This window comes from Rhizobium sp. BR 362 (genome assembly GCF_036528765.1).
Classification (GTDB): domain Bacteria; phylum Pseudomonadota; class Alphaproteobacteria; order Rhizobiales; family Rhizobiaceae; genus Rhizobium.
The window spans coordinates 1-13,041 of the sequence record NZ_JARWGH010000042.1; the positions used below are offsets into that span (position 1 = coordinate 1).

Genomic DNA, 13,041 nt, shown 5'->3' on the forward strand with positions numbered 1-13,041 from the left:
ATGCCATGGCGGCGTGCCGTTGCCGAAACCTGCCGGGGAGCGGAATAACTCTCCGCCACGATAGCAAGTTTGGCTTCTTTGCTGAAACGGCGACGTCGTCCGCTATCGACAATCTCCATCCGGCTGACTTGCGGCCGGCTCTCTATCGTTAAATCCACGGTTCTCACACTGTCTATATCAACGTCCATATAGACAGATCATCCAACTCGCCTCACTTCTCAGCAAGGCGGCCCTCCTCGGATGCGTACGATAGAACGTTGCTAAGCTGAATAATACTGTTACCGCTTATGTAATCGAAATCGTCATTGAATGGGCGAAGAGTTACATTGGTGATAGTAGGATTATTTTGATCCGTGAAATCGATCACGGCATCATTATTGAGACGAAACTGTTCCGTACTCCAAACGTACCCACGATAGATGTAGTCACTTGAACTAGTATCCATCTCGTACTGCGAAAGCGTAGTCTCAATATCACTCATATTGAGGCCCGCATTTAATAGAGCACCTACTGTGATCGTGGTTTGCCCTGCTGGCAAAAAGGCATTGCGAAAATCTAAGAGTCCTGCGGATCCACTAAATATCAACCGAACAAGAGGAACCTGAGAAAGATTAGCGTATCTTCCCGGGCCGACGGTCATGAAGTCCACCGCATTTATATCAAGTGCAACTCCCGGATAGTTCGCGGCTGTAACATCCGGCCTCAGCCTATCCGCATAGTCCTGAGGTATCTCTGCATTTCCATACAGATAGAATTTGATCATATCTTCTAAGCTAAGCGTACTTGCGTTTATAGACATTCTCAGTACCCCCAACATGTTCTTTGCTTAGTCGGCCTGCTTTCGCCACGCACGACCACAACAGTCCACCGAATAGATCACTATGCGGTCACTCTCTTTTCCATTTCGCGGGAATGTATACCTTATATAAATATCCCACATCCCGTAACCAAATACGCGGAAAAACCAATTAAATGCCTGATTGCCCGACACAATTTGACAGCAATCCCCATACTCTTTGAGAAAATCATCAGGCGTACGAATTTCATTTGGAATATCATTATTCACATCAGAAAGTTGCAGCTCTATATATTGATTTATCAAATATTTACTTGAATAAAACTTCCAATCTTTATAGCAAAAACCAGTTATATTCAGCGCAAAATAAACGAAGACGGGCATTATTATTATTAATCGCAGGTGCTTTTCGTTAGTTTTCATGTCTTTGACATTCCACGTTCTGCCGCACGCTGGAATTGAGAGCAATCTTTGGCTCGTCCAATATTACTCCTCAGTGGGCTTTTATTGCGAACAACCTGCGTCCAGCTGGCGGCAAGCCCCATGTCCAAACTGAAAGCAAACCAGCTTGCAAATATGATGTTTTGCGAGAACAGCCCTACCATCTGCCTCTCCGAATCGTCATTTGTTCATTCCCGTGCCGATCGCCCGTTCACAACGTCGCTCTGATTTGCGCTATCCTCTATCTAAATGCAGATCCGTCATTTGCAACTATACGTTTATTTTCATTGCAGTTTTTAATAATTGTCAACTCAGAATATTGTGGCTTACTTGGAAAACACGTATTTAGCGCATTTTGGTTACACGTTGCGCAAATCGGATATCATTATCCGGCATCGGCGGCGGCAACGTTGTTGGCCTAATGACAGCATCATCTTCCAAATTGGGAACACTCAACGAGCCATAAAGATAGAGATCAGCAATTTGCTTGGAAGTTGGCAAAGACATAAAATTTCTCCAGCTAGATGAATTTATTCTTTGGGAGTCCAACCGCTTACGCAATTCGGCGCGTAAAAATATCCGTCCGGATGCAGGTTATTTCCATCATCCATCCATTGATGATAGTAATGTACCAATACAGCAGAAATACCTTTTGCTTTTTCTAAAGGTGATGTGTGGCGATAATGATCGCCAGGAACAGACGATATTTCAGGTATACTATATATTGACTTCATTCTGCCATTTGTTATGTCAAAATTGTCAAGATACGTGAGAATGTCGGAGTGGCTGGCACGATGCCATAACCAGACTCTCGTATCCGCCGTACAGACACCCAGATAGTTGAAGCTGGCCTTCGTTATGAAAGCTGCAAGTACTATGAAGAGTCCAATGAAGCCCAACAAAGTCAACGCCCGAAAAAGCATCTCGACCCAGGATAAATCAATCGCCTAGATTGCAAAATAGCCATCTTGAGAAAAAAAGCAACTATGAGTGACAAGCTTGTCAGATGTCATCGCTCATCTCAGCCGTCTCCTTCAATAGGGGCTTTGAGCGCTTGCTGCATCATCGGTTCAAGTACACCACTGTATCGGGTGCATTGGTCACGTGCCGCACGTCTTCGTTCTTCCTGACTTTTGCTGCGCCTTACCTCATCAATCATCGGGCTTCTCCTTCAAAACTCGGCTTCCACCCTCGGGTAAAGCCGACGCTCATTCCGGCCTCCGTTAAGGCCAATTGGCCACGGACAAATTGCAGCTCTTGCAGCAGCGCCCCGATCGTGGTGCGAGCGTCACCGCCACAAAAAGCGAGCGCTATATCGACTGGATCGAATTCCGGTTCGTCCACTTCGGCTAGTTCCGCACCCATTAGGCAAACATCTCCCCTTCCCGCGTCACCACGGGATCAATTCGATTTGATTTTTCCGATATCTTTCACGGGAGGCGAAACGCCCGCAGCCAAGATGTTCCTATTATGTTCTCTATTTGCCAGGAGTCAAGACGGACCATCACGGCCGCTATCGCCACAAGGACGCAGCGTGATTTGCTCGGTTTTAGGGTAGTTTCCCCCTGAGATTTTGGTGTCTCCATTAACACTGAACGACCATGTTCGATCTGCGGGGTAACCGCGCCGGGCTCATGAGGACGCCGACATCAACTGACCCATTTCAGCGGCCCGATCATGACGAGCATACGGACAAACATATCGGCAACGGCGGCTCTCGCCACGCTGCGAACGATCGACGGTCAGATGGACAGGAGCCAGACCGAGGTCTCGTCCGGGTTAAGAGTAAACACAGCCGCAGACAATGCAGCCTACTGGTCGATCGCGACCACTATGCGCTCCGACAGCAAGGCCCTGAGCGCCGCTCGGGATGCCCTAGGCATCGGCGCGGCCATGGTCGACGTGACCTATGAGGGCATGTCGACCATGGTGAATCTCATGTCGGAATTCAAAGCAAAGCTGGTTTTGGCGAAGGAACCGAGCGCGGACAGGGACGAGATCAATACCGAACTATCGCAGCTTCAGAGCCAGATGCGATCTGTCGCATACTCCGCCAGTTTTAACGGCCAGAACTGGCTCGCCATGACGGACGACAACTGGACTGGCTTCGTTAAAGATCGAACTGTGCCGGGCTACATCGTCCGAAACGGTGAGGGTTTTTCAGTCGGCACGGTGAAGGTGCTTGATGCGATAGATGCTAACCTCGGTGGTACGGCACAAATGTATCCCTTGGTGGACGACACCGGCGGAGCCGCCACGGGTGGCATGGGAATACTGACCAATTCCGGCTACTCTCAGGAGCTTGGGACTGGCACGAACTGGGTGATCCTGCACACGCTGGGCAACCCTAATCCAGCCTTGGGTACCGAAATCAAGGTCTCGGCGGACACCTCGGCGGACGATATCGATGACATGATTTCCGTCACTGAAGCGGCGTTGTCCGACGTCGTGAGATGGACTGCGAAACTGGGCTCTGCCGAGACGCGGATCTCGATGCAACAGGACTTCGTTTCGAAGCTCGGCGACGCGATTGACAGTGGTGTCGGTCGGCTTGTGGATGCCGACATGGAAGACGCCTCCTCTCGAACGAAGGCCCTGCAAACACAGCGACAGCTTGCGATTCAGAGTTTGCAGATTGCGGATTCCGAACCACAGACAATTCTCAGCCTGTTCCAGTAACCGAGTTCCTGCATCCTCGTCCCAGACGCTCCACTCCTCTTGCAACAGTCCTGGGATGAACGTTGTACCTGCTGGCGATCTCCCGGACGGCGGTTCCTGCGCCCAGAGCGGCGAGGATTTCCTCGCATTGGGCATCGGTCAGCACCCTCCGCCTGCCCGGCCGCTTTCCCCGAGCTCTCGCGGCTTCAAGACCCGCGATGGTGCGTTCGCGGATCAGTGATTTCTCAAATTCCGCGAGCGCCCCCAGAATGTGGAAGACCAGTTTGCCGCCAGCGGACGAGGTATCGATGTTCTCCGTCAGAGACCGAAACTCAATTCCTCGGAGCCGCAGCCGTTCGACTATTGCGAGCAGATGGCTGAGTGATCTGCCGAGACGATCAATCCTCCAGACGACGAGCGTGTCGCCCTTTCCCAAAGATTTGAGGGCCTTGTCTAGTCCACTTCGCTTTCTATTCGTGCCCGGGACACCATGGTCTTCGAGTATTCGGATGCACCCAGCCGCCCGAAGCGCATCCCTCTGCAGGTCGAGATGCTGGTCGACGGTCGATACCCTTGCATACCCAATCCTTGCCATCGCGCCCTCAAATCCTTCCATGCATATCCGCGCTGCTCGACGGCTTGACAGAAACGAACGTATTCGCGGAGTTGGCGGATGAAGGTTCTGAAATTGCATTATCGGCAACATTCACAGGGGATTACGCAAGAGACAAAAGAACTCCGTGTGTCGTGACAAAACCGTTCGTTTTTGTCCCTTGAACGAGCATGCCTCGCCATCCAACTTGCCGGATTGCGGCAGTGAGCCCGCTGGCGACCTTCCAGCAGATATCGCGCTTGCTGATGGATTCGTGGATTTCCAGTCCAGATGGACTTGCAAGTCCGGAGGATATCTATCTTCCTTTATCCGATCGGCTGCGCCCCAACATGGTTTTGATCGCCGTCGACGTTCGCCCAGTGAATCCTTTGGACTTCCGCATCGACTTCATCCAGGGCTATCATCTGCGAACCGGACTGGCCGATGTCAGTTCATTGCAGCAATCAAGGTCGTTTTCAGAGTTTCCGGACACGAGATTTCTCCACGACACCATGATCCCGGCCTATGTTGTGGCAGTGCAACGTCAGCGCCCGATGATGAGGCGCGTCGTGACGAGAGTCCTGGATACGATCATCAGCTACGATCGTATCGTTCTTCCGCAAAGGATTACCACAGGCCGAAGCTCGTGGTGTATCGCCCTGCTCGACATACATTTCCTTCTGCCGACAGCATCGACGGACCAAAGCCTCGATCATGTCGACCTCGGCATACTTCAACTGTTGACAGAAGGCGAGCCCACCAGGGGAATAGGATCCGAATTAAACCTGTCTCATCGGACGATCGAACATCGCATCGATCATCTGAAATCCAGCTTCCGAGCGAGGAACATACCCCATCTCGTCGCCTTATGGATTGCTGCGGGCCTGGGTGGGAGCGCCGAGCCGGACAACTGAACTTTCAGCTTGCTTCTCCTGCGCCAATACACTGACAATCGACAATATCCGGCGCTTGACCTTGGGCGAAAGTCGCAGAATCTCCTCGATCAATCGACGGCCTTCGGTCGTTGATATATAGGCGATGCGCTCATCTACCTCAGATGCCATGCTATCGAGACCGTCGGCGCCTGGCGCGGGCAATCCTTGGAAGAACCGGTCCACCGGCACTTGTAGACAGGCTGCCATTTCATAGAGCCTGGAGGCGCTGACTCGGTTTCTGCCGGTTTCGTATTTCTGTAGCTGCTGGAGGCTGACGCTCATGTCCTTCGCCAGCTCACTCAGCGACAGGTTGGATTGGATTCGCAGGATCCGGATCTGTTGTCCGACGTGGAGATCGACAGGATGGATTTCCGAATCCGACGTCGAATTTTTCTGCTGTCTCGATTCGGTCCCCATGTCCGGCTCCGTCAAAGTCAATAAGGACAATGATGGACGACACCGGTCATTTTCGCTTTCATGAAATTGATATTATTTTTTATGGGCTATCCCGTTCGTACAGGTGTTAACCAGATCTAGCGTTCCTGGGCATTGACCTCGACGCGGCGGAGGCCGGTAAGTCTGGGCGGAGAATGGGATCGGCTACGATGGAGTCGGTGAAGTGAGCATAAGTGGTGTTAGTGCATGGCGGAGCGGCGACAAGTTCACGCCGATCTATGTCTTATGGTTTCTGGTTCCCGAATTGCTTGTGTGGACATGGTGGCTCTTTCCGACGTGGGACTGGTGGACCATCGATTTCGCAATCTTCATCGTGCTTGCGCCAACGATTTTGATTTCGGTCTGTGTGAACCTGGTGCGAATGCGCTGGAGACGGCTGTTCTCACTTTTGCTGGCCGCCTTTCTTGTTCTTTTTTCAAACCGCATTCTCGTGATGCTGGATATAACGCCTGACCGTTTTCGGTTCGAGCTGACCAAGAATAGCTATCTTCAAGAGGTCCAACGGATCGAAGTCGAACCTGAAACACCCCGCTTCAAGACGTTTCCTTGGGACGACACTTTTGTTGCCAAAGCGTATCAAACCCTCGTCTATGACGAGAGCGACCAGATCGCCTTGGCGCCAGGCACCCAATCAATTTCGTGGCTGCAACAAATGGAGCGACGCTGCGCGGAAGGGAAGGATTGCGTTCACCTCACATCCGCTCCGCCTGATGAATATATCTCCGTCACCAAGCTCGCTGATCATTTCTATATTGTTGACGACGATTTTCCGAATGCATTTCCGTGACACTTTAATCGCGCAAAAGCACTGGCACATGAGTTCGGGCCGCTATGGAGACTGAACGCAGAGCTCATGCCAGTGTCATGCAATACCTGACTCTTAGAAACTGGGGCTACCTGTCTGCGACTGCGACTCGACGCGACACAGCGGGGCGTATCTGGCTCAATTCAAACCTCGTTTCTGCCCCCAATGGTTCTCGGATGCTCGTACGTCGATTTTGGAAGGTATTTTCGCTTCCCTGGATAAACTATTAGAAGTGTTTACCTGTGCGAACGCGATAAGCCATTATTTTTTATTCCATAGGCAGCAGCTTAGGTCAGCTTAGATTGTTGAATCTGCTGCTCTCCCTGAATCATCGCGCATGCAGCCGAAGGAGCTCGCCTCCCGCCCCATCATATTCCATGAAAGTGGTTGGGCACAACGACAGCGCAGCACTGAACTTCTCGCGTGCGTCATCGGTCTCTTTGCGCAGATTGTGCCATTCGCCGATGTAGAACATTGCCTCACAGAGACTATCGCCGGTGGTCGCCTTGGCAGAAACTTCACTGGGGGTCAGTTGCCCAAGGAAAAGCTCATAGACCGGATAAGGCCATTTCGCTTGATCCAGGTTGCTCGCGGCAGTCCGAAGGTCAGCTTCAGCTCGGTCGTCGTTACCACGCGATTGAGCGATGAACCGCCACAGGTAGTAATAGGGAGCAGCATGTTCATCCAGCTTTGCCTTCTCAGCGAAGTCCTCCCCTGCCTTTTGGTACTGCCCCTGAAAATATTGCACGAACGGGTTGGCTAAGTAGCTGACCCGAAGCTCACCGATACGCCAGATTGAACCAGCGGCGACGGCTGCAAACGCAATGCCACCGATAAGTGCCGCAACCCCAAAGCGAGGATGGATCTGCGTATTTGGCCAAGCCTTCAACAAGACAAGTGAGACCGCAACCCCAGCGACGGCACCGCCCAGATGAGCTGCATAGTCGATATGGACCCCGTCGGCCGTGTGGCCGACAATCGGAAGCAGCGACGGAACAAGGATTTGAATTGCTCCTATTCTCAATAGTTGTGGCAATGGACCAGATGGAAAGTGAAAGCTCGCGACTATAACCGCGGCAAACAGGCCAATAATGCCGCCGGATGCCCCAACTCCAACCATATTGGCGGGGTTCATCAATAGAGATCCAACAGAGCCACCGAGCGCACTAATGCAAAAGATGGCGGCGAACCAGCGCCAACCAATCAATCGCTCAAGCAGTATACCGGCCCGCCACAGAGCAAGGCAATTGAACGTGAGGTGGATGACACTGCCGTGTAGCATGGCGGCTGTCACGAGCCGCCACCATTCTCCATAGGACAATATCCTTTCACGGAAGATTCCGCCGAGCACCAATAGGGTCTGCGTGCTTGGTGTGTAGTCCTTCGCGGGAACAACCCCGAAATTCAGCTCCCCGATGTAGATGGCTATCAAAATCGCGATGAGCACATAGCTAAAGATCGGATGCCCCTTGAGATTGAAGACCGGATCGGCACTAACTTCGTTCTGGTCGGCTAGGATCAGCCCACCAGTTGTCAAAGTTTGCTCTCGATCTTTTGCGAGAAATTCCAAGCATTGATCGTATATCCAGTCGGGATCTCCGTGCAGAAGTTTCAGGGAAACGGCGGCCGTATCTTCCCGCCCGCGGAGAGGCCTCGGCATCCAACCCATGAGGCCTCGTCTGGACAATGTTCGCGCCACCATTGGATCCAAGTCGACATTCATCAGGTCAACATTTCTGCGATGATATCTGCGAACGCCCCGAACAGCTCGCCAAGGTATCGTCTCATCGAAGTAGCTTTCCATATGGATGCCAGCTTGCGATATGATAAGGCCTGGTTTGCCCTTGAAGATCTTGAGCAACAAGCTGGCCGCGAGAAGCACAATAAGGAAGGCGAACGGCCAACATACTGCTGCGTTCAGATGAGGGTGCCCTGGTCTATCAGGAAGAAACGGGCCGCCGGCAACGGCCGCCGCAATGACTGTCACTAAAAAGGAGAGCCACAGGGTCCTGCCCTTGTCATAAGCGAATTCAATTTTCTGCGGAACCTTTACATCCATGGACAAACTCTAAAATGATATTCGGTTTTGGTTCATAGCTCTGGCAGAACTGCCCTTTTCTTCCGACCGTGTGCATCTCGGATGAAAATCGCGTTAGCAACGGTCGAAAGAAATGCGTGCCTCTCTGGACTGGCCGACACGGGCCGCCGCATCTTACTTGACGACTTTGATACTGATCCGGGTGATCTTGGAGCCAAGACGAAGTGTCACGTGATCCTCGCCGATAAAACCTGGATCAGAGCGATAGTAGACGAAGGAAACTCCGCCCCTTTTGCCGCTGCAAGCACGACGTGGGCCATCCTTAATCGGCCCAACAAGGACGTCCTTCCATTCGAAACTCACCTGGCCATGTTTCGGATAATCGATGGTCTCGGGATAGATGCTCAAGATTTCTCTGCATCCTGGCGTGATGGCACTTATGGTTCCCAGTGCGGTCCTGAGCCCTGACTTCACGGTGCTGGCTTCTGGCTTTTGATCAGCCACGCTCATACAGCTCGAAAGCGTCACTGCGAGCGCCGACAGCAATCCAATACATCTAAGACGCCATCCGATTGTCATACTTAAACATCCTTCTTGAATTGGTTCTCGGACTGCAAGGCGATCATTCACCTGTTTCACCGCTCCTGCATCGCCTCCGATGCCACCTCCGCAAGCGGCGAGAACAGATACTCAAGGATTCGCCGTTTGCCCGTCTTGATCTCGACGGTCGCGGCCATGCCCGGTGATAGTGGCTGCAACGCGCCATCAACATTGATCACCTCGGTGTCCGGCCGGACGGTGACGGGAAAGACCAGGTTCTGGACCCGCTCGACGTTACCGATCGGAATGAGGCTCTGGAGCTGCTTCGCCGGCTCACCCTCCATCTGCTGCGCATCCGGCTCCGGAACAGCGTCGGTGGCGACCGCGGTGACATGGCCACGGACCACGCCGTAGCGGGTGAACGGGAAGGCCTGCACTTTGATAACCGCTTCCTGTCCGGCCGCGACGAAACCGATGTCGCTGTTCGGCAGGAAGGCTTCGATTTCGAGCGCGGTATCGGCCGGCACGATGCGCATCTGTTCGGAACCGGCATTGACGACCTGACCGATGGTGGTGATGGCAGAAGCCGTGACGACGCCGTCAATCGGGCTTGCGATGGTCATCGACTGCCGGCGCGTCTTCGCCTTGATGAGTTGCTTATCCAGCTCATCCGCCTGCTTTGACGCATCACCCAGTTTCTCGGCATTGTCGGCGATGAAGGCGCGTAAAGCCTTTTCCCCTTCGCTCGTCGCAACGGCCAATGCAGCTTTTGCCTCGGCGAGCTGACCAACCTCTGTCGCAAGATCGGTTTCTTCCTTCTGTTGCGTCTCCAGCGCATCGATGACACCGGATTTGGAGCCGGCGGCCTGATCCACCAACGTCGAGCGCATCGCAACACGTTCGGCGAGTGTGCCGATCAATCGCTTGTGGGCATCGATCGTCGCGCTCAGGCGCTCGATGGTCGCCTGCTGCTGGATGCGCTGGGCGGCGAGATTGTCGAGGTTGGCGTCGAGTTGCGCGAGATCGGCCGCGAAGATCGTCTGTTCACGCGTGCGAATATTGTCGGGCGTGTCGGCAGGAAGCGACAACGGTGTGGTAGGCACGGTGCGGTCGCCGGCCCAAATGTCGCCTGCAAGCCAGTTTCTCACCAGTGCGAGCGCGACGTCGCGCCGGGCGATTTCTGCGCGCAGGGCATGCAGATTGACGGTCAATGCTTCTTCGTCGGATTTGAGCTCGGTATCGTCGAGGTCGACGACGACGTCGCCCGCTTTCACCTTCGAGCCGTTGACCGCCGGAATCGACCTGACCTTGCCGACCTCCAGGGACTGGATCACCTTGACGCGGCCCGTCGGCTGCAGCTTGCCTTGCGCCGTCGAGACGATGTCGAACGTGCCGAGATAGCTCCAGATGAGCGTGCTGCCGACGACGACAGCGATGAACCAGATGAAGGCGGTACGGATCGGAGATGCCGGCGTCTCCAGAATCTCAAGGGCCGCCGGCAGGAACTCGTTTTCAATCCTGGTGCGGCGTGGCCGTCGCGGGCGCTTGGGGGGCTTGACGACCTGGTTCATGCCTGGTTCAGCCCCGTCTGCAATTGCCACAGATGGGCATAGAGACCATTCTTCCGGTTCAGCAGGCCGTCGTGATTGCCTTCCTCGACGATGCGGCCATCCTTCATCCCGATGATGCGATCGCAGTGCCGGACGGTCGCTAGGCGGTGGGCAATGATGATTACCGTCCGGCCTTTGACGATCTCACGCATGTTGGCGAGAACGATCCGCTCGCTTTCGTAATCGAGCGCGCTGGTCGCCTCGTCGAGGATGAGGATCGGCGGATTGGTCGCCAGGGCGCGAGCGATCGCCAGTCGCTGCCGCTGGCCGCCGGAAAGATTAGCGCCGCGCTCCTCGATGAGGGTGTCGTAGCCCTTTGGCAGCTTGGCAATGAACTCGTCGGCGCCTGACAGCCGCGCCATCTGCATTGCCGCTGCCCGCGACATCGAAGGATTCACCAGACAGATGTTGTCGTGGATCGTCCGATTGAACAGCATGTTCTCCTGCAGCACGACGCCGATGTTCGAGCGCAGCCAGGCCGGATCGACCTGGGCAATGTCCTGACCGTCGACGAAGACCTGACCGCGATTGGGGATATAGAAGCGCTGGACCAGCTTGGTGAGCGTCGACTTGCCCGATCCCGATGGGCCGACGATGCCGATCACTTCGCCGGGTCGTACCGCAAACGAGATGTCGCGCAAGACCTCCGGGCCATCGGCGGCATAGCGGAAGTTCACGCCCTTGAAGGCGATCGCCCCTCTTGGCTTCGGCAGGCTGACCGAGACTTCCGGCCGCGGCTCCGGTGGCGCGTTGAGGATGTCGGCAAGCCTTGCCACCGACACCTGCACCTGCTGGAAATCCTGCCAGAGCTGCGACAGGCGCAGGATCGGCTGCGAGACCTGTCCGGCGATCATGTTGAACGCCACCAGTCCGCCGACCGTCAGCTCGCCATTGATGACCGCTTGCGCGCCAAACAGCAGGAGTGCCGCCGAGGTGATCTTGTTGACATACTGGATGGCAATCTGGCCCTTGGCGGCCAGCATCGTTGTTCCGAACGACGACTGGACGTAGCCGGCGAGCCGCTCCTCCCATTGCGCCGAAACCACCGGCTCGACGGCGGCTGCCTTCAAGGTCTGCACGCCGACGACGGTCTCGACGAGAAGCTGCTGGCTATAGGCGCCGCGCTCAAACTTCTCGTCGATCTTCTCCTTGAGGAACGGCCGCACCAGGAAACCGATCGCGAGATAAAAGGGGATCGAGGCGATGACGATCCAGGCAAGCCGCGACGAATAGGAAAACAGCACGAAGATGAAGACGACGGTGAAGATCAGGTCGAGACCGGAGAACAGCCCCTGCCCGGTCAGGAAGTTTCGGATCGTTTCCAGCTCCCGGACACGCGCAATTGTCTGGCCGGTCGCCCGCGTCTCGAAATAGGAGAGCGGCAGGTTCAACAGGTGCCGGAACAGACGGCGGCCGAGTTCGACATCGATGCGGTTGGTCGTATGCGACAGTGCATAGGTTCGAAGATACTGCAGGACGACGTCGAACAATCCGACGGCCGCCAAGCCGATGACCAGCACGATCAGCGTTGAATAGCTGCGATGGGCCAAAACCTTGTCGACCACGACCTGGAAGAACAGTGGGGTGACCAGTGCGAAAATCTGCACGATCAGCGAGGCCAGCAGGACGTGGCCGAAGGCATGGCGATAGCGCCAGATTGATGGCAAGAACCAGCGGAACCCGAAATTGCCGCGCGCAGATCCCGGCCCTCCCAGGCGCCGCTGCAGCAGGATGAAATGGCCCGCCGTCTCGGCCAACACCTCGTGCGAACCGAGATTGCGGCTGGAAAAGTCGACGGGATCGATGATCCGATAGGACCCGTCGGGCGTCACACCACCGAAGACACCAAAGCGGCCGTCGGTCAGACAGACGATGGCAGGCGTCGGAAGGGTGACAAGGCGAGCATCGGTATGGATCTCGACGTGCTTCGCCTTCAGGCCGACGAGCTTTGCCGCGCGCAGAAGATCGCTACGCCCCGAAGGACTCGACAGAGCCAGGTCGCGTGCCAGCACGTTTGGATTGGAGGCGATGCGATAATAGCCAGCGATCGCCGCAATCGCCGCCAGACCGCTGTCTGGCGGCTGTGCTGCGTCTGCCGGAGCTGCCGGTGCCTGCGCAGGCTCAGCGAGGGTGGTGTCGTTCATTGAAAAGAAAGCTCACGCAATACAGG

14 protein-coding genes are annotated in these 13,041 nt (G+C 54.9%); 3 read left to right on the forward strand and 11 right to left on the reverse strand.

The features are described from left to right. The 5 genes from QDY28_RS27490 to QDY28_RS27510 form a co-directional block, all read right to left on the reverse strand. A partial coding sequence (locus QDY28_RS27490) for a transposase (RefSeq protein ID WP_331384460.1) occupies window positions 1–188 on the reverse strand: 188 nt, incomplete at its 3' end. Between the two features lie 23 nt (window positions 189–211). Further along, entirely contained in the window at window positions 212–799 is a 588-nt protein-coding gene (locus QDY28_RS27495) for a hypothetical protein (RefSeq protein WP_331384461.1), read from the reverse strand. 27 nt (window positions 800–826) lie between these two features. Next, complete coding sequence (locus QDY28_RS27500; protein ID WP_331384462.1) at window positions 827–1,219, reverse strand: hypothetical protein; 393 nt, start codon at window positions 1,217–1,219, stop codon at window positions 827–829. Window positions 1,220–2,258: 1,039 nt separating this feature from the next. Then, entirely contained in the window at window positions 2,259–2,396 is a 138-nt protein-coding gene (locus tag QDY28_RS27505) for a hypothetical protein (RefSeq protein ID WP_331384463.1), read from the reverse strand. Continuing rightward, on the reverse strand, window positions 2,393–2,602 hold the full coding sequence (locus QDY28_RS27510) for a dehydrogenase (RefSeq protein ID WP_331384464.1): 210 nt from the start codon (window positions 2,600–2,602) through the stop codon (window positions 2,393–2,395). The genes QDY28_RS27505 and QDY28_RS27510 overlap by 4 nt, the downstream gene beginning before the upstream one ends. Before the next feature lie 312 nt (window positions 2,603–2,914). Here QDY28_RS27510 and QDY28_RS27515 point away from each other — a divergent pair, with 312 nt between their 5' ends. Beyond that, window positions 2,915–3,916, forward strand: a complete 1,002-nt coding sequence (locus tag QDY28_RS27515) for a flagellin N-terminal helical domain-containing protein (RefSeq protein WP_331384465.1) — start codon at window positions 2,915–2,917, stop codon at window positions 3,914–3,916. On the opposite strand, the gene QDY28_RS27520 is transcribed toward QDY28_RS27515, so the two are convergent. Then, on the reverse strand, window positions 3,900–4,511 hold the full coding sequence (locus tag QDY28_RS27520; protein WP_331384466.1) for a recombinase family protein: 612 nt from the start codon (window positions 4,509–4,511) through the stop codon (window positions 3,900–3,902). The genes QDY28_RS27515 and QDY28_RS27520 overlap by 17 nt on opposite strands. A gap of 200 nt (window positions 4,512–4,711) precedes the next feature. Between QDY28_RS27520 and QDY28_RS27525 the strand changes: the two genes are divergently transcribed. Further along, the gene (locus QDY28_RS27525) at window positions 4,712–5,401 is read left to right on the forward strand and encodes a helix-turn-helix transcriptional regulator (protein WP_331384467.1); all 690 of its coding nucleotides are present in this window, start codon (window positions 4,712–4,714) and stop codon (window positions 5,399–5,401) included. Here the strand turns inward: QDY28_RS27525 and QDY28_RS27530 are convergent. Beyond that, complete coding sequence (locus QDY28_RS27530; RefSeq protein ID WP_331384468.1) at window positions 5,354–5,839, reverse strand: helix-turn-helix domain-containing protein; 486 nt, start codon at window positions 5,837–5,839, stop codon at window positions 5,354–5,356. The two genes, QDY28_RS27525 and QDY28_RS27530, sit on opposite strands and share 48 nt — an antisense overlap. 202 nt (window positions 5,840–6,041) lie before the next feature. Between QDY28_RS27530 and QDY28_RS27535 the strand changes: the two genes are divergently transcribed. Next, a complete protein-coding gene (locus QDY28_RS27535) occupies window positions 6,042–6,665 on the forward strand; it encodes a hypothetical protein (protein WP_331384469.1) in 624 nt (207 codons plus the stop codon). A 346-nt stretch (window positions 6,666–7,011) separates the two neighbouring features. Here the strand turns inward: QDY28_RS27535 and QDY28_RS27540 are convergent, their stop codons facing one another. From QDY28_RS27540 to QDY28_RS27555, 4 genes are all read right to left on the reverse strand, one after another. Beyond that, on the reverse strand, window positions 7,012–8,742 hold the full coding sequence (locus QDY28_RS27540) for a rhomboid family intramembrane serine protease (RefSeq protein WP_331384470.1): 1,731 nt from the start codon (window positions 8,740–8,742) through the stop codon (window positions 7,012–7,014). 153 nt (window positions 8,743–8,895) lie between these two features. After that, window positions 8,896–9,300: a hypothetical protein gene (locus tag QDY28_RS27545; RefSeq protein ID WP_331384471.1), complete on the reverse strand. Its 405-nt coding sequence runs from the start codon at window positions 9,298–9,300 to the stop codon at window positions 8,896–8,898. A 56-nt stretch (window positions 9,301–9,356) separates the two neighbouring features. Further along, complete coding sequence (locus QDY28_RS27550; protein ID WP_331384472.1) at window positions 9,357–10,832, reverse strand: HlyD family type I secretion periplasmic adaptor subunit; 1,476 nt, start codon at window positions 10,830–10,832, stop codon at window positions 9,357–9,359. Then, a complete protein-coding gene (locus QDY28_RS27555) occupies window positions 10,829–13,015 on the reverse strand; it encodes a type I secretion system permease/ATPase (RefSeq protein WP_331384473.1) in 2,187 nt (728 codons plus the stop codon). The genes QDY28_RS27550 and QDY28_RS27555 overlap by 4 nt, the downstream gene beginning before the upstream one ends. Window positions 13,016–13,041 lie beyond the last annotated feature (26 nt).